The sequence below is a fragment of the Gordonia sp. N1V genome (assembly GCF_029269935.1).
Lineage (GTDB): Bacteria > Actinomycetota > Actinomycetes > Mycobacteriales > Mycobacteriaceae > Gordonia > Gordonia polyisoprenivorans.
This window is the reverse complement of the sequence record NZ_JARJDD010000004.1, coordinates 92819-112178: the sequence shown is the minus strand read 5'-3', so window position 1 is coordinate 112178 and position 19360 is coordinate 92819. Positions and strand designations below refer to the sequence as shown.

Genomic DNA, 19360 nt, shown 5'->3' with positions numbered 1-19360 from the left:
CTCAACGCCGAGAGCGCTCGAGGACGCGTCGCGAAGGCGCTGTCGGCGGGTTGGAGGGCGCTGTCGGCGGAGTAGGGGTCATTACCTGTTGGTTGCGGTTACACCTATGCTGGTTGGCATGAGTGAGCTCACCTTCACCCCGACCGCCGACCTGGTCGATGAGATCGGTGCCGATGTCCGTAGCTGCGACGTCCAGTTCACCCAGTACGGCGGCGTGCGCGAGTTCGTCGGCCGCGTGAGCACCGTGCGCTGCTTCCAGGACAACGCCCTTCTCAAGTCGGTGCTCGGCGAATCCAACCCCGGTGGTGTCCTCGTCGTCGACGGCGACGCGTCGGTGCACACCGCACTGGTCGGCGATCTGATCGCCGAACTCGGCCGGTCCAACGGCTGGGCCGGCATCATCGTCAACGGCGCGATCCGCGACGCGAAGACGATCGGCGGGATGGGGATCGGTGTGAAGGCACTGGGCACCAACCCGCGCAAGTCCACCAAGACCGGTGCAGGTGAGCGTGACGTGCCCATCGACCTCGGCGGCATCACCTTCGTCCCTGGCGACACCCTCTACTCCGACGACGACGGCATCGTGCTCGTCGCCGCCGTCTGACCGTCACACCCATCTCCCGATCGCTGACGAGGAGCGCACAGATCATGGCCCGACCCACTCCCGAATACTTCGCCCGTCTCGGTGCGCTCGTCGCCATCGACAACGCCGCCGACCGGCCCACCCGCCCGGTCCTCGAGGCGTTCAGTGGTGTCGAGATGGCCACCATCCCGGTCGGGACCGCCGCCGACCTCGAGACCGCCGTGGCCCGCGCCCGCGTCGCGCAGGAGGGCTGGGCCGCGCGCAGCCCGCAGGACCGCGCCAAGGTCCTCGACAAGTTCTCCGAGCTGGTGCACCGCAACGCGGCGTCGCTGATGGACATCGCGCAGGCCGAGACCGGCAAGGCGCGCGTCTACGCCCAGGAAGAGGTCATCGACGTCGCGCTGACCGCGCGGCACTACGCCACCGCGGGCCCCAAGATGCTCGCCGACCGCAAGGTCAAGGGCATCATCCCGGGCGCGACGAGTGTGCGGGTGCGATATCAGCCCAAGGGTGTCGTCGGCGTGATCAGCCCGTGGAACTATCCGCTGACCCTCGCGGTCTCCGACGCGGTGGCTGCGCTGCTCGCCGGCAACGGTGTGGTCATCAAACCCGACAGCCAGACCCCGTACTGTGCGCTGGCGCTGGCCGAACTGCTCTACGAGGCGGGCCTGCCGGCCGAGTTGTTCGCTGTTGTACCGGGACCGGGAAGTGTTGTCGGACAAGCGATCGTCGCCACCACCGACTACGTCATGTTCACCGGCTCGTCGGCGACCGGCGCCACGCTCGCCGAGCAGGCCGGCCGACGTCTGATCGGCTTCTCCGCCGAACTGGGCGGCAAGAACCCGATGATCGTCACCGCGGGCGCCGACATCGACCGCGCCGTCGAGGGCGCCGCCCGCGCCTGCTACTCGAACTCCGGGCAGTTGTGCATCTCCATCGAGCGCCTCTACGTCGACGCGATCATCGCCGACGAGTTCATCGAGAAGTTCGGTGCATTCGTCCGCGGCATGCGCCTGGGCGCCACCTACGATTTCAGTGCCGACATGGGCTCGCTCGCCTCAGCCGCCCAGGTCGACACCGCCCAGGCACACGTCGACGACGCAGTGGCCAAGGGCGCCACGGTGATCGCGGGCGGCAAGCGCCGCGCCGACCTGGGACCGTTCTTCTTCGAGCCGACCGTGCTCACCGGCGTCACCGATGCGATGGAGTGCTTCGCCAACGAGACCTTCGGTCCGGTGGTGTCGGTGTACCCGGTCGACTCGATCGACGAGGCCATCAAACTCGCCAACGACACCGACTACGGACTCAACGCCAGCGTGTGGGCGGGCAGCAGTGACGAGGCCCAGCGGATCGCCGAGAAGCTGCGGGCCGGCACGGTCAACATCAACGAGGGCTATGCCGCGGCGTGGGCGTCGACGGCAGCCCCGATGGGCGGCATGGGCATCTCCGGCGTCGGGCGCCGGCACGGCGAGGAGGGCCTGCTCAAATACACCGAGCCGCAGACGATCGCCGAGCAGCGGTTCATCGGCATCGATCGCGCACCCGGCATCCCGCAGGGCCTCTACCGCGCGGCGACGCCGTTCGCGATGCGCGCCCTGAAGTATCTGCCCGGTCGCTGATCGGATTCTCGAGCACTCGAACACCCGGGGTTCCGGCCCCTCCCGGGCCTGAAATCCCCTGATCAGCCGACACGCACACGGCGTGCCAATCCGGTTGGATGCAAGAGTGTTCGCGAGTGTGCGCCGACGTTCCGGCGTCTGGCTGGTCGTGGTGATCGGGGTCGTCGTCGGAGTGGTGGCGGCGTCGTCGGCATCGTCGACGACGGCTGCGCCGGTCGCACGGGTGGTGCCCGGGCCGGTTGCCGCGCCGCCGATGCCCCGTGCCCAGCAGCTCGTCCTGAGTTTCACCGGTGACAACATCCTGGGCACCGACGACAAGTTCTCCACGGCGACGTCGTTGCCGACGGTGTGGGCGGACAACGGGCGGCGGCCGGACTACTTCTTCCAGAACGTCAAGGCGCTGTTCGATGCGGACGATCTGACCGTCGCCAACTTCGAGGTGGCGCTCACGCGCCGCGGCACGCAGCGCTACAAGGGGGAGGGCGAGGTCTATCACTTCCACGGTGATCCGGCGCTCGCGGCGACGTTGCCCGCGGGCGGGATCGACGTGGTGACCGTCGCCAACAATCACACCTTCGATTACGGCCAGGTCGGTTTCGATGACACTCTCGCCGCGCTCCGGGGTGTCGGCGTGGAGTACTTCGGCACCGGTGACGAGAGTGAGGGGTCGGGGTACGACCTGGACAACCTGACCACGATCAAGGGCGTGAGGTTCGGCTTCGTCGGATACCAGGCGTGGACCGACAGCGCACAGATGCGTCGAAAACTGGTGTCGGACATCAAATCCCTGCGAGCCCGCGGCGCCGACGTGGTGATCCCGTTCATGCACTGGGGCATCGAGAGCGAACACGAACCGTACGGTGTGCAGACCGAGCTCGCCCATCTCGCGATCGATGCGGGCGCCGACCTCGTCGTCGGAACCCATCCCCATGTCATCCAGTCCATGGAGATCTATCGGGGCAAGCTGATTGCATACTCGTTCGGCAACTTCGCCTTCGGTGGCAACAGCAACCCCACCGACAAACGCACCTTCATCCTGCAAACCCGCTTCGACATGGCCGGTACCGCGGTGCGCGGCGTCGATTTCCGGGTGATCCCGACGCGGGTGTCACGTACGGAGTCCTACAACGACTACGTCCCGACGCCGTACCCGCAGGCGCAGGCGGCGCAGGTCCTGACGTTCATCAACGGGCTCTCCCCGACGCTGAACGGCCGCGCCGCCAATGCGTTCGTGCCGGTGAACCCGAACAATGTCCCGACGACCCCGACACGGCCGGGTGGGGTCGGCGGACCGGGCTGAGGGTCAGCGAGAAGCCCAGCCGTTGGCGTTGCCCGCCTGCGACCACTCACGGTCCCACAAAACGTCGTGGATGCGCGCGACCCGGCGTCGAACCAGGGTGACCCCACTCATCACCAGCGCGAACATCGCACACCAGGCCAGTACACCCACCCAGACCGCACCCAGAACGCGTTCGGTGGGGCCGGGGTGATCCTGGAGCCGGGTGCCGTCCGGGGTGGTCCATGCGGGGGTGGTGGAGCCGTCCTTGGTGCCGCGGGGCACCGACGTCGAATCGGTGTGCACGCCCGAGGAATTGCGCCACGAGACGGTGGCGGTGGTCTCGACGGCGGTCGGATCCGAATCGGAGACGCTGACGACCGTGGCGGAGATGGGGATCGCGGCGTCGGCGCGGTCGGTGACCGAGCGATAGGTGGCATCGGCCGCCCACACGCTCAGTGGGATCGCCAGGAGAAGGATGACGACGGATGCGACGACCGCGGCGGCGATCATCCGATCGCCGCGTCGCATCAACGGATTGTGGGACCACGGTAGATACGCGGCCCTCCGCCGATACGACATCCGGTTGTCCATCATTACCTCGCGATCGCGGACACATTCACCTTCCACAATTCGCTTCGGTAACGGTTTTGACAAACGCGAAAGCCCAGGTAACGACGAAGTGTGAGCAACCCAACACCGCTCGCACGCTCACAGGCTTCTCCCAGTCGTCGTCCAGTCGGGGTGGAGAACCGGACATCATTCTTGAACCCGATGCAGTGCGCTGCCATGAACGAGGCAAGTGCACTGGCGGGGCGGATCGCCCGGCGTACGTCCACCCGGCAACACACGCAGTGAGCAACGGCGAGACGTGAAGGTCTCGCGACAGGAGGAATGATGACCGCAATTCTGGATCGGCCGAGTTCGTCGCCGCCATCCGACGACGCCGCCCCACCGAGCCATCGGCGCACCGGGCGACCGATGCCGTGGAGCAAGCTGAGCCTGACCGGCTTGCTGACCATCACCGGAGTTCTCTATCTGTGGAACCTCTCGGCCAGCGGCTACGCCAACACCTTCTACGCCGCGGCCGCCTGGGCCGGGTCGCAGAGCTGGCGTGCCTGGTTCTTCGGCGCGCTGGATCCGTCGAGCTTCATCACCGTCGACAAGCCGCCGGCCTCGCTGTGGGTCACCGGGTTGTCGGTGCGGATCTTCGGGATGAACTCCTGGGCGGTGCTCGCGCCGCAGGCGATCATGGGCGTCGCGTCGGTCGCGTTGATGTACGCGACGATGCGCCGTGTCATCGCCGATCCCCGCCAGGGCACCGCGGCCGGCCTCATCGCCGGCGCCGTGCTGGCGTTCACCCCGGCGGCCGCCCTGATGTTCCGCTTCAACAACCCCGACGCGCTGCTGGTGCTGTTGATGGTGGCCGCGGCCTACTGCACGGCGCGGGCGATCGCGACCAACTCGGGCCGCTGGCTGGCCCTGGTGGGTGTCGCGCTGGGCTTCGCGTTCCTCACCAAGATGATGCAGGGCCTGCTGGTGCTGCCGGCATTCGCGCTGGCCTACCTGCTGTTCGCGAACAACGGCTGGCTCAAGCGGATCGGGCAGTTGCTGCTCGCCGCGGTGGCGCTGGTGGTGTCGGCGGGCTGGTTCGTGCTGGTCACGATCCTCGTCCCGGCGAGCTCGCGGCCCTACATCGGGGGCTCCACCGACAACTCGTTCATGAATCTGGTGCTCGGCTACAACGGGCTGGGTCGCATCAGTGGCGGTAACGGCCCGGGTGGTGGCGGTGGTCCCGGTGGCGGGCAGGCCGGAGGCTCCTTCGGCGGCTCGACGGGTCTGAATCGACTGTTCGGTTCGGAGATGGGCAACGAGATCTCGTGGCTGCTGCCGGTGGCGCTGTTCGTGGTGGCCTTCGGGGTGTACCTGATGATCCGTAGCTTCCCGATCTTCAACTACCGCAACGGTGTTGACCGCGTCGAGTCCGGCGCCATCGTCACCTGGGGTGGCTGGCTGCTGGTGACCGGGATGATCTTCAGCTACATGAGCGGCACCATCCACCCGTACTACACGGTGGCGCTGGCCCCGGCGATCGGCGCGCTGGTCGGCATGGGATCGGTGTTCGCGTGGCGGCGGCGGGCGCACTGGGACGGACGCATCGCGATGGCCGCGATGATCGGGCTGGCCGCATGGTGGGCCATCGTGCTGCTCAATCGCAACGACTGGGGTCCGGTCTGGTGCCGGTGGCTGATCGGTGTGGTGGCCGTCATCGCCGTGGTCGGTGTGATCGCCGGAAGCGTGCTGGGTCTGAAGAAGGTGGTGGCCGCCTCGGTGCTGGCCGGTGCACTCGCCGGATTCGGTGGTACCGCAGCCTTTTCGATCGCGACCGCGGCCACCGCGCACAGTGGGTCGATCCCGACCGCGGTGCAGACCTCCTCGGCCGGTGGCGGTATGGGCGGACCCGGTGGCATGGGTGGCTTCAGCGGACGAGGTGGGCAGCACGGCTCGACGCAGGGTACCCAGGGGACCCCGCCGTCGGGGACTGTGTCCCAGAACGGTTCGGCCCAGAACGGTTCGGATCAGCAGGGACGACGTGGCGGTGGCATGAGTGGTTTCGGTGGCGACGTCTCGTCGAACAGCGATCTGGTCAAGCTGCTGCAGTCCACCAACGCCACCTGGGCGGCGGCGACCAACGGATCGCAGTCGGCGTCGGGGATCGAGATCGCGACCGGCAAGTCGGTGATGGCCATCGGCGGCTGGAGCAACGACCCCGCGCCCACGCTCGACGAATTCAAGAAGATGGTGTCGGAGGGCAAGATCGCCTACTACATCGGCGGATCGGGCGGCGGTCCCGGCGGCAATTCGGAGATCTCGACCTGGGTGTCGCAGAACTTCACCGCGATGACCGTCGGCGGGCAGACGGTGTACAAGCTGATCTGATCCCCTCGGTCTGATCACGCCCGCCAGACCACGGCAGCCGCGACCGAATCGGTCGCGGCTGCCGTGCTGGTGGGCCCGGGTGGATTGCTCATTCCATCGTGTAGTGAAAGGTGATCGGGTAGCCGTCGTCGCTGTGGCCGGCCAGGTCGATCTCGGCGTGTCCGCGCATGGCTGCCAGACCGCCGGTGCCGAGGCCCTCGACGATCTCGACCGTCTCGTGCACGCCGGTGGCGTTGTGGAAACCGTTGTGCCGCAGCACGAGACTGCCCTCGTGGCCATCGATCGAACCCTCGAACGCCTCGAAGCCCGCAGTCGGGGCGTCGGCGCCCTCGATGTAGGTGAGCAGGTAGGCGAGGGTGCCCGTGCCCGTGACGTCACCCTGGTAGGAGTAGGCGACGTCGGCGCGGCTGAACCCCCGCGCCGGGTAGGTGACGCCGCTGATCTCGACGGTGCGGTCGTCGGTGGTGTAGATCTTCTCCTCGTTCCACGAGGTGACCTGGAATGTGGCTGTGACGGAGTGTGTCCGGGACGTCGATGAGGTGCTCATGGCTCCAGGGTGCGGTTGGGGTGCGGGTGTGGTCTTGTACAAACGCGACATCGGTTCGACACTGGTCGTGATGAGCGAGGACGGAAACGAGGGCTTCACCACGCGGCCCGTGCTGGGCCGCGGGCCACGGGCGATCATCGGACCTGCCGCCGCGATGCCGTTCCGGGTGTCGCGTCTGCGTGCGCCTGCCGATCTCGCTCGCTGGGTCGACTACTTCTGGATCGTGCGCTGGTCCACCGTCGACATTCATGAGCAGCAGGTCATTCCGCAACCCGTGGTGCACGTGGCGGCCGAGGACGGCAGGCTCTGGGTGCATGGCGTGGGGGAGAGCAGGTTTTCGCGGACGCTCACCGACGACGGTCAGGTGTTCGGCATCGCGTTCCGTGCCGGTGGATTTCGGGGATTTCTCGACGGTCCGGTGAGTGCGTGGACCCGATCGGTGCGCACGGTGGCCGACGTGCTCGGCGTCGATGACCGTGAGGTTGCGCGGCAACTCCTCGATCCCGACGTGGGCGACGACGAGTTGGTGACGATCGCCGTCCGGTGGCTCGCCGAGCGTGATCCCGTCGACGACCCGGTGATCGACGAGGTTGCCGCGCTCGCCGAGGCGGCCGAACACGACCCGTCCATCACTCGTGCCGAGCAACTCGCCGCACAGGCGGGCGTGAGTTTGCGGACGCTGCAGCGGCAGTTCGGTGAGTACGTGGGCATCGGACCGAAGTGGGTCATCCAGCGGTTCCGGATACTCGATGTCGCTGCGATCGCCAATGCGGGTGGAGACGTCGACTGGGCCGACACGGCGGTGCGTCTGGGATTCAGCGACCAATCGCATCTCACGCGCGCGTTCAGTCGCATCGTCGGGAGACCCCCGGCCACCTACGTCCGGACCGAACGGACCGGGGGCAGTGAACGGTGAGCGGGTTCGATGAGCGCCGGACGCGCTACTGTCGAGCAGTGCGCTGCCGCCGGAACGGCTTCGGCGGTCCTGGACGGGAGGTATGATGACGGACGACAGCACTACCGGCGAGACCGGAAGAATCAGTGAATTCGGCAGGGACGGATATGTTTTCGATGTGATCGACTCCGGTCGTGTGGGGTCGGGGGAGGTACCGGGCGCCGACATCCCGATCGTGCTGCTGCACGGATTTCCCGAACGCGCCGCGTGCTGGAACCTGGTCACCCCGATCGTGAACGAGCGCGGCTACCGCACTGTCGCCCCTGATCAGCGCGGATACTCCCCGCGGGCGCGTCCGGCCGCCGTCCGTGATTACCGGATCTCCGAGCTCGCCCGCGACGTCATTGCCTTGGCCGACACGCTGGACGCACCGAAAATTCATCTGGTGGGCCATGATTGGGGATCGGGAGTGGCGTGGGCCGTCGCCGCCGACTATCCCGATCGTGTCGCCACGCTGACCGCACTCGCGGTTCCGCATCCGGGGGCCTATCTGCGCGCGATGCCGCGTGGTCAGCTGTTGCGGTCGTGGTACATGGGGGTGTTCCAGATCCCGGGATTCGCGGAATGGGCGCTGAGCAAAGGCATGTCCAACCCGAGGGCGGCACGATTCGGTCCGCCCGGCTTCGCCGAGCAGCTGCAGACCGACATCATCGACTACGGTGCACTGACCGGCGGACTCAACTGGTATCGCGCACTGAAGTACGGCGATCGCGGACTGATGAACCGCAAGGTCACGGTGCCGACCACCCACATCTGGAGCGACGGAGACGTCTACCTGTCCCGGGCCGGCGCCCGCGGTTGCGCCCAGATGGTGGACGCCCCTTACGACTTCATCGTCCTCGAAGGAGTCGACCACTGGATTCCGCAACGCCGCCCGGAACAGGTGGCCGAGGCGATCCTCGCTCGCATCGCCTGAGTCGCCGGCGCCGCGCTGGTGGAACTTGCCTTCAGTGGATGGTCGCGGTTGATATGAATATAACTTCCACCGGAGCGGGTATCCGACCCCGATTTTCGGGGTTTTCGGCCCAATTCGGTGGAAACTGTATCCGCGGTCGCGGCTTGCACCCGCCCGTCGGTTCATGACGTTCGGCCCTTCCGTCCCGATGGCCGTCCCGCCCCGAGAACCGTTGCACCGATGGGTGCTCGGTCCACCGTGACCCGAATCCAGCATCGGCGCCGGTGGTCTCGAGGCTCGCCGCACGCGGCTCGCACCTCGACCAGCGGGGGACGACGATCCCCTCGAATGATGCTGATGTTCTCCCCATCCGACGATCGGACACTCCCCACCCGATGGTCGAGGTGCACGGCGCCGCAGACGCCGGGCCTCGGGACCCGTTGCACCGGATTGTGCGGAAGGAAAGGTGCTTGTGGACAACAGGTTTGGCTGGTGGGCTGGCGGCAGTTGTCTGTCGGTGGGGTGTGGTAGTGGGTATGGCTTTCGCTGTGATCGGGGGGATGATGAGCCGCCAGGCGGAGAGCCGCGAGATCGCTTGTACCGATGCTGGTTTCGGCTCCGCGCTGCTAGCTCCCCTCCGCGACTACGCTCGCCGCAGGACCTCTCCAAGCGACCCCGTGCTGTCGGCGCGTGTGCGTTCCGAGTCCTGTAGCGCTTTCACGCCGAGATGTGCACCGGCGATGATGAGCGACAGGACGGCCATCGGCACCCCGGCGAGGGTGAGCAATCCCCAGAAGAAGGCCCAATTAGCAAGGCCGACAAAGGCTACGACGAGAATCACCGGGACCACCAGCCACGAGACCCAACACCGCATGACGATCGCCGCCACGATCGGGGGCAGGGCGAGCGCCAGACCCAATTGGATCAACGGCCACGGTCCGAGCGCGGAGAAGGCCGTATCCGCGCACGTGGCACCGGGTCGGGTGCCCGTCTCCTCCAGTACACCGCCCTTGCCGCATCCCAGGGACACGAAACCGACCGGCTGATACGCCGCCCAGATCACGAATGCCAGAGCGCCCACGGCGATTACGCACCACAGGCACCGAACCGCGGCCATGGTCGGTCAGCTCCGCCGACGCCGAAGTACCTCGATGAGGAGCAGTAGGACGGCGAGTAGGCCGCCGCCGACGACGACCGGCACACGAACGGGATAGGGGAGCTCCGTGGGGGCGCCGGCGCGCAGCTGCGCGAAAGTGGCTCGCTGAGCATCGGATTCGGCGACGACGTCGACGATCGCCGTGCTGTCGGATTCTGCGGATGCAGGCTGCTCGGAAGCCGAGGGGGTGGACGTCACGGCTTCGGTGGTTGGTTCGGCGGCGGCCGGCTCGTCGAAGGGAAGCTCGGGTTCGACAGCGGCACGGGCCGGTGTCGGCTCGGGTGCCGGTTCAGGTGACGGGGGAACCGACTTGGGTGGCGCCTTCTTGGCCGGCGCGGTGCCCGCGCTCGGTGACGGCCGCTTGGTGGGCGGCGCCTTCTTCGCCGGCGCCTTCTTCACTGGGGCTTTCTCGGCGGTGGCCTTCTTCGGGGCGGACTTCTTCGCCGCGGCTTTCTTTGCCGGCGCCTTTTTCGCGGGCGCTTTCTTCGCGGGGGTCTTCGTGGCCGCCGGCTTGTCGGTTGCGGCCTTGTCGTTTGCGGCTTTGTCGGCGGCGGTTTCCTCGGCGTCAGCGGCCTTCGGCGGAGCCTTCTTGGCGGGTGCCTTCTTCGCGGGACTCTTCTTCGCGACCTTCTTGGCCGGTGTGCTGTGACCGGCCGCGCCGGAACCCGTTTCCGGCTCGCCACTCCCGGCCGTCCGGCCTTCGGACGATGGGCGCGCCTTGTTCGGGTCCGGGTCGGTCATGGTGCGGTCGCTCCCTCGCATGTCGCTGACGTGGCGAAACCAATCCTAGACATGACACACACCGGACACGGACACCCCGGACACAGCACCACGCCGTCTCACGACGCCGTCACCGGCGCCCGACATTGCTCAGGACCGGACGCCGAGCCTCGCGAGGATGTCGGCGTCGATCGCCCCGAGTTCGTCCTCGATCGCGCGGTGCGCGGTGCGACGCTGTCCCGACGCCATCGCCTCGGCGGCGTCCACCGCGATGGCGAGGTTGTCCAGACGCTTGCCGATCGCGTCGACGAAGGCCTTGGCATCGGCGGTGGTGTCCTGGGCGGCCACCTTGTCCAGGGAGGTGCGGGCGGTGGCAATCCGCGCGGCGAGGCTCGCACCGTGTCCGGAGAACTGACGCAGCACGTCCGGCGCGACGCCGACCCGTTCGGCCTGCATCGACGAGAACCGACCCCGTGCGGCCACCGCGGCGCGATACACAACCGGTGCGACGATCGGTGCGACGAGCCGGCCGACCGTCAGATAGCGGCGCACGCTCGCCGGGCTGTAAGGCTTGGCGTCGGCGGCAGCCTTCGCCTTCGCGGCCACCGTCTTGGCTTCGGCCTGCGCGACCTTCACCTGCGCCTTGCTCGCCTTGCGGTCGGCCTTGGCGGCCTTCTTCGCAGTCTTCTGCTCGACCTTGAGCTCTTTGCCCCGCAGCTTGTGCTCGGCCTTGCGGCGTTCCTTGGCGGCCTTGCGACGATCCTTGGATTCGAACTTGGCCTCGAGCTTCGCCTTGGCCTTGAGTGCTTTGGCCTCGGCCCGCCGTTCGGCACGGCTTCTACCGTCGGACGAGAACACACCCATCGGGGCACCTTTCGCTGGGACTGCCGAGTCTTTGTCCACCTGTACGAGTCCATCTACACGATCGCGACATGACGCGCGCGACCGCGATGGTGAACCCACCGACACAAGCATTACATAGGCTCGGAAACAGACTGTGACGGGCGATACCGCACAACCGGGGACTGCAGGAGGTGACGACGACGGTGGTGAGCCTGCTGCACGCCCGGGACCTCGCCGGGTGCGAGCATCGCCTCGCCCTGGATTCCGCGCACCCCGAGATGACCCGAGACCGTCCGCAGACACCCGAGGCCGCGCGTCGCACCGAGGCTGCGGCGTTGCATCGGGATCGTGTCCGTGACCTGCTGCGGGCCATCCACAGCGACCAGGAACCGAACACGTTCGTCACCGTCGGCCCGGGCTCCTCGGCACAGCGGGCGGCGCGGACGTTGCAGGCATGCGACGAGGGTGCGCACTGGATCTGGAATGCGACGCTGCCGATCGACCCCGACCATGGTCGTCGGGGACACTCGGAACTTCTCGTACGCGTCGACGACGGCTATTTCCCGATCATCGTGGTGAATCATCGGGCGTCGTATCCGGCCAAGCCGCGACGCGGTGCGCCCGCCGAGGGCACGGCGGCGCTGCTGACCAGCCCGCTGTGGGGCTGGCTGCCGACCCCCGACCCACACCGCACCATCCGCAACCACCGTCGTGACCAGCTGCGGCTGGCCCATCTGACCCAGATGCTGCTCGACGAGGGGCTGGCCCCGACGCGTGACGAGCCGGACCTGTGCGCAGGGGTGATCGGCCTGGACATCGATTGCATCGTCGTGCACCGCATCGGAACGACGCTGCCCGACTACCGGTCGGTGTTCGAGCGGCGACAGGCCATCGCCGCGGGGTCGGTGCTGACCGCACCGCGCCGGGTCTCCGAGTGCCGCAGCTGCCCGTGGTGGGAGAAATGTGGTCCCGAACTCGAGGCGCGCCGCGACATCAGCCTCGTGGTCTCCTCGGGGCAGGCCGACACCCTGACCGAGGCGGGAATCCGGACCGTCGACCAGCTCGCCCGCTACGAGGGGCCGGCGCCGCAGTCGTGGCCGTCGAACGTGGCCTTCGACGACGCCGTGGTCAACGCGATCGCCTGGCTCACCGAGGTGCCCCTGGTGCGCCGGGTCGAGCGACCCCTGGTGCGGCGGGCCGACGTGGAGGTCGACGTCGACATGGAGAGCTACGGCGAGGACGGCGCCTACCTATGGGGCACGCTGCTCACCGACAACGTCGACCGCGACCGGCCGGTGCGCTATCGGCCCTTCGTCACCTGGCACCCACTCCCGACCGCCGACGAGGCCCGCTCGTTCGCCGAGTTCTGGGCGTGGCTGAAAGCCGAACGGCAGGCCGCGCACGACAGCGGGAAAACCTTTGCCGCCTACTGTTATTCGCAGCAGGCCGAGAACCGGTGGTTGCTCTCCTCGGCCGATCGGTTCGCCGGCGCACCAGGCGTCCCCACGCGCGCCGAGGTCCAGGCGTTCATCGATTCGTCGGAGTGGGTCGATATCTATGAGGCGGTGAGCGCGAATTTCGTGTGCCCGCAGGGCAAAGGCTTGAAGAAGGTCGCTCCCGTCGCCGGTTTCACCTGGCGCGACGACGAGGCCGGCGGCGCCGCGTCGATGGATTGGTACAAGGCGGCTGTCGCGCTCGGCACCACCGAACTCGATCTCTCCCAACGTGATCGGCTCTTGGCCTACAACGAGGACGACGTGCTCGCCACCAAGGTGTTGCGGGAATGGATGGACGGTGACTGGACCGATCCCGACCTCGCCCGGCGCGTCCCCTATCAAGAAGAGCTGTTGACGCTGCGTCGACGGTCAGAGGCGCGTCGAACGCAGGGCGTCGAGGAACGGCCCGGTGCCGACGAGCGCGACGGCGCCGAGCAGTAGCAACAGGCCGGGCGAGATGTCGCGGAAGAAGCCGCCGACGCCGGCGAGGGTGACCTTCGGTTCCGCGGCGGGAGCCGCCTGCGGAGCCGTCGAGACCGGCCGTGGTGTGGTGGCGCGTGGTGTGGTGGCGCGCGGTGCGGGTGCGCCCGGCGCGGGAGACGCCGCCGGGGCGGAATTCGGTGTCGATCGGCCGGTGTGCGGAGCGGATGTCCCGGGAACCGCGCCCGCACCACCCGCACCTGCGGCAGGTGGTGCGACGGGCACGACCGGCGGCACCGGCGCGGCGGGTGCCGCGGGTGCGGGTGCAGTGGCCGTCGGCCGGGGACGCTCACGTTGCGGGTTCACCACGTTGCCCGACGACGAGGTGGACGTCGACACGGACGGTACGGAGTGGGAGTGGGGAGGGACGGTGATACTGGTCGGTGTTGTAGGCGGCGTTTCGTCCGTCGTCGGCGATGTGGTGGTTAACGATGTGGTGGTTGACTCAGTGCTGGGTGCTGTCTCGGGATCGGTTGTAGGTGCGACAAACGACGATCCACCGGTCGATCCACACGAGTGGTGGCAGTGAGACCCGCCGCCCGGCGACCCTGATCCGCCGCCCGGTGACCATGGAGGCGAGGCAACGGCCACCCCGACCCCGGCGCCGACCATCAGCATCAATGTGGCGAGCAGCGTGAGTAACGGCACACGTCGATGCCAACGCGGCGTCGGTGTGCGGTGCCGTCCCATCGCTGGTCTCTCCTGTTGTCGTCGGGTGGATCTCTGTCGTCGGGGGATCTCCCGATTTCTGAGTGATCCATCAATGGCCGCGCGGCCGTGTTTGCCTCGTATTCACCGATCTGTGACTGTAGGATCACAGACTGATCACGGCCAATGGACCCCTGTCACAGTGACTGTGATCAACACCACAAAAGCTTCAGGAGTGCTGGCTGTGCGGCTGAAGTGGTTCCCGAGGACACGGCCGTGCGAAATTTGATGATAGCTGCCGTTGCGGAATCTCGGGTTTACGGTCTTTAATGTTTGCAAATGCAAGTTTCAGGTTTCGGAGAAGGTATGACGTCACGAGGCGATGAACGGCCCGCGGGTTCGACGACGGGGGCGATCGACAAAGACAAGCCGGTCGACACCGACCCCGGCCTGTTCGCGCGCAGATTGGAAGAGCTGTTCCGCACGGTGCCGGGGCCCAATGGCCGCGCGTACAGCGCCAAGGCGATCGCGGCGCGATCGACCGAGCGCGGATTCCGACTCGGCGAGTCCTACCTGAGCCAGTTGCGCTCGGGTAAGGCCAAGTCGCCGTCGTTCCGTACCGTCGAGGGGATCGCGGCCGCGTTCGGCGTGGACGTGCACTACTTCCTCGAGGATCGGGCGGCCCAGCGCACCCGGGACGAGATCGACCTGATGCGCCTGCAAGCCGACACGAACGTGCAGCTCGCGGCGTTCCGTCTGGCCGGTCTGTCCAGCGATTCGGTGACCGTGGTCAACGAGCTCATCAAGGTTCTGCGCGAGCAGCAGGGGCTGCCGAAGGATCCGCCGGATATCGTGGCAGCGGGGTTGACCGAAGAGCAGGCCGATGCGCGGCTGCGCGTAGTCGGCGGCAAGGAGATCGAGGACTGATCTCCGTCGTCGCCGCGGGCCCGCTCCGCCACGACGAGGAGGGGTGTCCGATGCGCAGTTCGCGCGAGATGTGGACGCTGTGCCGTTCGGTACTCGCCCCGCTCGACCTCGACCTGCCGCTCGATGTCGATCAGCTCTGCGACCGCTTCGGCGAACGCAGGGGACGGCCGATCCGCCTCATCGCACACCCGCTTCCGGCGGGAGTGCCCAATGGGGTATGGCTGGCCGCCGAAGACGCCGACTACTTCTTTCACCAGGTCAACACCACACGCTGGCATCGTGATCAGATCGTCATCCACGAGTTCGCGCATCTCATCGCCGGCCATCAGATGCTCGCCAGCATGCCGGAGGTGCTCGCCGGGCTCAGTGACGCCGACGCCGACTCGTCACTGCGCGGTACCTGCTACGACGACGACCGCGAACGGGAGGCCGAGACCCTGGCGTCGATGATCCTCACGTGGGCGGCCAAGGCCAGCGACGGCGTCGGGCACAGTTCCGCCGACCCGGAGATCCGCGGGCTGCAGCGCCTCCTCGGAGGCCACAAGGGGTGGCTGTGATGTCGGTGCATCCGTTGGCCGCCGAGGTCCTCGCCACGCGATGGCTGACGGCGCCGGCGGTGATCAACGTGCTCGCGCTGGTCATCTTCGCCGCGGCGTTGTGCTGGCGGATCGACCAACTCCGTCGGCACGGCGGTGGCTTGCAGGCCCTCGCCATGACGGTGGCGGTCACGGCACTGACCCTGGCCTTCGTCGTCGACAACGACTCGGTCGCGCACACCCTCGACGACTGGTTGTTCGCCGGGGCCTCCCGGGTTGTCCTGTACGGCCTGCTGGCGCTGGGCGTGGCCGCCCTGATCGTCGTGTTCTTCTATCCCGGCCGCTCGGTGACCCGGGAACGGCGTGCCGGCGTCGAGGCCATCCCGCTCGTCGCCGCGCTGATCGGGCTGCAGGTGACCCTGTCGTTCGTGCCCGCGGAGATGCGCGATGCGTCACTGAGTCATTGGACGCTGACCAACTGGGGTTACGCGCTGTTCTATCTGATCGCCTGCGGCTATCTGGCGTATGGGTTCTTCGCCTGCGTGCGCAGCGTCGCCAAGTATCTGACGCACGCAGACGGGTACATGCGCACCGCGCTGATCCTGCTGATCGCCGGGCTGGGGCTGCTGGCGATCGGCTCGGTCGTGCAGATCGTCTACGTGCTCGGCAACGCGACTGGCGTGATCGACGCGTCGTGGCTGTTGACCACCAGCCGATGGCTCGAGGTGCTCGGTGTCGTCGGGTTCCTGTTCGGGATCAGTTTCCCGATGCTGCGTTCGAAGTGGCAGGGACTCACCGCGAATCGTCGGCGCCGTCGGGCCGCTCAGGACCTGTTGCCGTTGTGGGAGCTGGTGACCGACGCGGTCCCCGAAGTGGTCCTGCCCGATCCCGGGCGCATGTCGCCGACGGCGCTGCTGCATCGGCGGGTGGTCGAGATCCGGGACGCCCTCGCACAACTGAGCCCGTTCCTCTCCGACGCCTTCGACTATGCAGGTGTCGATGTTCGTGCCGGGATGGTGCGGATGGCAGTCGAGCGCCGCAAGACCGAGGGGGTTCGATCGGGGGCGGTGCGTGCCCTTCTGCCCGCTCTCGACGACGGTCTCGAGGGCGATGCGGCCCCGCTGCTGGAGCTGTCCGCGGCGGTCGCGGCCCTGCCCGACGTCGAGGACGACGACACCGACGCGCCCAATAGCCCGAAACACTTTGTCACGGAAGAAGATTCACAGGAGAGTCCTCAGGGCCGGCACGCTGCGCATTGACCGGCCCCGAGGGTCGAACAGTGCTCAGCGCGGCGCCATGCGCAGTGCGCCGTCCATCCGGATCGTCTCGCCGTTGAGGTAGTCGTGGGCGACGATGAACTCGGCGAGTTGGGCGTACTCGTCGGGTTCGCCGAGACGCTGCGGGAACGGGATGCCCTCGGCGAGGGTCTTCTGGAACTCCGGGGTGATCCCGGCGAGCATCGGGGTCTTGATGGTGCCCGGCGCGATCGTGCACACGCGCACGCCGACCTGGGCGAGATCGCGGGCCGCCGAGATCGTCATCGCATGGACGCCGCCCTTGGACGCGGCATAGGCGATCTGACCGATCTGCCCCTCGAATGCGGCCACCGACGCGGTGTTGATGATGACGCCACGAGCGCCGTCGTCGCCGACCGCGGGTTCCTGCTGCATGCGGTTGGCCGCCAACCGCATCACGTTGAACGTGCCGACCAGGTTGATGTCGATGATCTTGCGGAACAGATCGAGATCGTGCGGGCCCTTCTTGCTCAGGATGCGCGACGCCCAGCCGACACCGGCACAGTTGACCGCGACGCGCAGCGGGGCGCCCGATTCGGCAATGGTGTCGATGGCCGCCGACACCTCGTCCTCGCTGGTGACATCGGTCGCGATGAAGTTCACACCGCCCGGGGCGCCGTCTTCGGTGGCCTTGTCGATACCCGCCTGCAGGTCGAGGCCGAAGACCTCGGCGCCGGCGGCGGCGAAGCGGGCCGCGGTGGCCGCACCGAGGCCGGAGGCGGCGCCGGTGACGATGACGGAGGAGCCGGAGACGTCCATCGTTTCATGTCCTTTCGGGTCTGGCCAGAGGTCGAACACCCCTGGCCGATCGTTCGTTCGGTGTTTTCCCGAACACCCTAGGACATGTCGTGGCCGACTGGCTATCGGGACCCGTCGGTGCTACTCGGCTGATCGGGTGTGTGATCGACCATGTGTTGATCGGGCCCCTGCTGATCCGCCACCTGGTGTTCGGGCGCCCGGGCCGCCTCGTTCGCCCGGCGCCGCCGATGGACGTGGCGGATGTAGACCGAGCCGACGCCGATGAGCACGACCACTGCGGTCACGGTCCCGATGACGACCGGGGTGCTCGCCGCCGTGAGGCCCTCGAACAGCAGCCAACCGGCGAAGACGAAGAACAGCACCGCGGCACCGAGGGAGATGACGCGCTCGGGCAGATGCTTACCGAGCAGCATGCCCACCACGATGGCCAGGGCGTCGGCGGCGACCATGCCGATCGTCGAACCGATCCACACGCCGACCCAGTCGTTGTCGGTGGCCAGGGTGATGGTCGCGAGCATCGTCTTGTCGCCGAGTTCGGCGAGGAAGAACGACGACATCACCGCCAGGAAGACCGAGGCGCCGACGCGGTCGGCCTTGGTCTTCTCGTCGTCGTCGAGGTCGTCACCGCGCAGCGTCCACAGGCCGAAGATCAGCATCGCCAGGCCGCCGCAGATCGACAGCATGTCCGACGGGATCGACAGACCCAGGAAATGGCCGAAGAACACCGACACCGCGTGGACGGCGGTGGTCGCCACGGTGATGGCACCGAGAACGATCCACCACTTGTAGCGCAGGGCGTAGGTCATGGCCATCAGCTGCGACTTGTCACCGAGTTCGGCGACGAAGATCACGCCGAAGCTCAACAGGAGGGCAGCAATCATGAGGGCCACGTTAGCCAGACCTCAGTGCCGCCCGCAACGTCTCGCGCGGCCGTATTTCCGCAGGTAGGCGGCACAAAAACGAAAGTTTGGGTACCCTCAAAAACCGATCCGGACGGCAGTGCGGGAAGCTTGGGCGGCTTACGCTGCGAGAAGCATCGCCAGCACCGCGGTGTCCGGGTCGGCGCCGGGGTCGATTCCCACCTGATTGCGCAGGTTCACCACGGTCCCGTCGGCCTCGGCCTCGGCCCATCCGGCGCGGTGCTCGAGACCGAGTTCGGGCAGTCCGGGCAGCAGCACGCACCCCGAGGCCACCTGCGAGCACTCCGGCAACGACGGACGGGTCCGCGATGGCGGGTGCAGCATCAGCAGGGCGGGCGGATTGGTGAGGAAGCGCCCGGCCTCCAGGAAGCTGTCGTCGACCACGTTGCCGACGGCGACCATCATTCCGACGGCGTCGTCGGCGGCCTCCTCGGGTCGTTCCTCGACGACGCCGAAGATCGTGGTGGTGGGCAGGAATCCGGGCCGGCAGGCGATGCGGACCGAGGCCACCAGGGTCTGGGTCCATTCGAGGGTCGATTCCGGCCAGCGGCCGGAGATGAGGATGCCGTTGAGTTCGCCTTCCTGGTGAACCGGCGTGAGTCCGATCGCGGTGGACTGCATGGTGACTCCCTCCTGACGAGGTACTACTGAACCGGCTGGCGAACAACCGGTGAAGAAAATATCCACCCTTCCCAGCGCCGCGACAACTCGAATCACCGGGATGTGACGGTACTTTTACACTTCGCGTTCACCGCCTGTTGCGGA

At 67.5% G+C, this 19360-nt stretch carries 19 protein-coding genes; 10 read left to right on the top strand and 9 right to left on the bottom strand.

The features are described from left to right. The first annotated feature begins 106 nt into the window (after positions 1-106). From rraA to P3L18_RS07200, 3 genes are all read left to right on the top strand, one after another. Positions 107-604 carry a ribonuclease E activity regulator RraA gene (rraA, locus tag P3L18_RS07210; RefSeq protein ID WP_006369132.1) on the top strand — a complete coding sequence of 166 codons (498 nt, stop codon included), beginning with the start codon at positions 107-109 and terminating at the stop codon, positions 602-604. A gap of 41 nt (positions 605-645) precedes the next feature. Next, on the top strand, positions 646-2202 hold the full coding sequence (locus P3L18_RS07205; RefSeq protein WP_276113844.1) for a succinic semialdehyde dehydrogenase: 1557 nt from the start codon (positions 646-648) through the stop codon (positions 2200-2202). Positions 2203-2308: 106 nt separating this feature from the next. Further along, positions 2309-3502: a CapA family protein gene (locus P3L18_RS07200; RefSeq protein ID WP_094601615.1), complete on the top strand. Its 1194-nt coding sequence runs from the start codon at positions 2309-2311 to the stop codon at positions 3500-3502. 3 nt (positions 3503-3505) lie between these two features. On the opposite strand, the gene P3L18_RS07195 is transcribed toward P3L18_RS07200, so the two are convergent. Then, positions 3506-4009, bottom strand: a complete 504-nt coding sequence (locus P3L18_RS07195) for a hypothetical protein (protein ID WP_231386813.1) — start codon at positions 4007-4009, stop codon at positions 3506-3508. A 366-nt stretch (positions 4010-4375) separates the two neighbouring features. On the opposite strand from P3L18_RS07195, the gene P3L18_RS07190 reads away from it, so the two are divergent. Further along, positions 4376-6418 carry a glycosyltransferase family 39 protein gene (locus P3L18_RS07190; RefSeq protein WP_276113725.1) on the top strand — a complete coding sequence of 681 codons (2043 nt, stop codon included), beginning with the start codon at positions 4376-4378 and terminating at the stop codon, positions 6416-6418. 88 nt (positions 6419-6506) lie between these two features. Here P3L18_RS07190 and P3L18_RS07185 read toward each other — a convergent pair whose 3' ends face one another. Further along, positions 6507-6965, bottom strand: a complete 459-nt coding sequence (locus tag P3L18_RS07185) for a DUF3224 domain-containing protein (protein WP_014358411.1) — start codon at positions 6963-6965, stop codon at positions 6507-6509. A gap of 70 nt (positions 6966-7035) precedes the next feature. Here P3L18_RS07185 and P3L18_RS07180 point away from each other — a divergent pair, with 70 nt between their 5' ends. Both P3L18_RS07180 and P3L18_RS07175 read left to right on the top strand, forming a co-directional pair. After that, on the top strand, positions 7036-7881 hold the full coding sequence (locus P3L18_RS07180) for a helix-turn-helix domain-containing protein (RefSeq protein WP_276113724.1): 846 nt from the start codon (positions 7036-7038) through the stop codon (positions 7879-7881). Positions 7882-7963: 82 nt separating this feature from the next. Next, entirely contained in the window at positions 7964-8836 is an 873-nt protein-coding gene (locus P3L18_RS07175; protein ID WP_276113723.1) for an alpha/beta fold hydrolase, read from the top strand. 622 nt (positions 8837-9458) lie between these two features. Here P3L18_RS07175 and P3L18_RS07170 read toward each other — a convergent pair. The 3 genes from P3L18_RS07170 to P3L18_RS07160 form a co-directional block, all read right to left on the bottom strand. Then, positions 9459-9896, bottom strand: a complete 438-nt coding sequence (locus tag P3L18_RS07170; RefSeq protein ID WP_276113722.1) for a hypothetical protein — start codon at positions 9894-9896, stop codon at positions 9459-9461. A 42-nt stretch (positions 9897-9938) separates the two neighbouring features. Continuing rightward, positions 9939-10712 carry a hypothetical protein gene (locus P3L18_RS07165; protein WP_276113721.1) on the bottom strand — a complete coding sequence of 258 codons (774 nt, stop codon included), beginning with the start codon at positions 10710-10712 and terminating at the stop codon, positions 9939-9941. 129 nt (positions 10713-10841) lie between these two features. Then, complete coding sequence (locus P3L18_RS07160; RefSeq protein WP_006369142.1) at positions 10842-11555, bottom strand: DUF6474 family protein; 714 nt, start codon at positions 11553-11555, stop codon at positions 10842-10844. A gap of 170 nt (positions 11556-11725) precedes the next feature. On the opposite strand from P3L18_RS07160, the gene P3L18_RS07155 reads away from it, so the two are divergent. Beyond that, the gene (locus tag P3L18_RS07155; protein WP_276113720.1) at positions 11726-13471 is read left to right on the top strand and encodes a TM0106 family RecB-like putative nuclease; all 1746 of its coding nucleotides are present in this window, start codon (positions 11726-11728) and stop codon (positions 13469-13471) included. Here the strand turns inward: P3L18_RS07155 and P3L18_RS07150 are convergent. Then, positions 13400-13849, bottom strand: coding sequence for a hypothetical protein (locus P3L18_RS07150; protein ID WP_276113719.1), 450 nt, complete (start codon positions 13847-13849; stop codon positions 13400-13402). The genes P3L18_RS07155 and P3L18_RS07150 overlap by 72 nt on opposite strands. A 675-nt stretch (positions 13850-14524) precedes the next feature. Between P3L18_RS07150 and P3L18_RS07145 the strand changes: the two genes are divergently transcribed. Genes P3L18_RS07145 through P3L18_RS07135 form a run of 3 tightly spaced genes read left to right on the top strand, consistent with a single transcriptional unit; the run spans position 14525 to position 16880 of the window. Beyond that, entirely contained in the window at positions 14525-15085 is a 561-nt protein-coding gene (locus P3L18_RS07145; protein WP_014358420.1) for a helix-turn-helix transcriptional regulator, read from the top strand. 50 nt (positions 15086-15135) lie between these two features. Continuing rightward, positions 15136-15642, top strand: coding sequence for a hypothetical protein (locus tag P3L18_RS07140; RefSeq protein ID WP_079928431.1), 507 nt, complete (start codon positions 15136-15138; stop codon positions 15640-15642). Continuing rightward, positions 15642-16880, top strand: a complete 1239-nt coding sequence (locus P3L18_RS07135) for an MAB_1171c family putative transporter (protein ID WP_276113718.1) — start codon at positions 15642-15644, stop codon at positions 16878-16880. The genes P3L18_RS07140 and P3L18_RS07135 overlap by 1 nt, the downstream gene beginning before the upstream one ends. Positions 16881-16904: 24 nt before the next feature. Here P3L18_RS07135 and P3L18_RS07130 read toward each other — a convergent pair whose 3' ends face one another. The 3 genes from P3L18_RS07130 to P3L18_RS07120 all read right to left on the bottom strand — a co-directional run bounded on the left by P3L18_RS07130 (position 16905) and on the right by P3L18_RS07120 (position 19216). Further along, positions 16905-17675 (bottom strand): SDR family NAD(P)-dependent oxidoreductase, encoded by a 771-nt coding sequence (locus tag P3L18_RS07130; RefSeq protein ID WP_014358423.1) that lies wholly within the window; start codon positions 17673-17675, stop codon positions 16905-16907. Between the two features lie 101 nt (positions 17676-17776). Continuing rightward, a complete protein-coding gene (locus P3L18_RS07125; RefSeq protein WP_276113717.1) occupies positions 17777-18556 on the bottom strand; it encodes a TMEM165/GDT1 family protein in 780 nt (259 codons plus the stop codon). Between the two features lie 138 nt (positions 18557-18694). After that, on the bottom strand, positions 18695-19216 hold the full coding sequence (locus tag P3L18_RS07120; protein ID WP_006369149.1) for a hypothetical protein: 522 nt from the start codon (positions 19214-19216) through the stop codon (positions 18695-18697). Positions 19217-19360 lie beyond the last annotated feature (144 nt).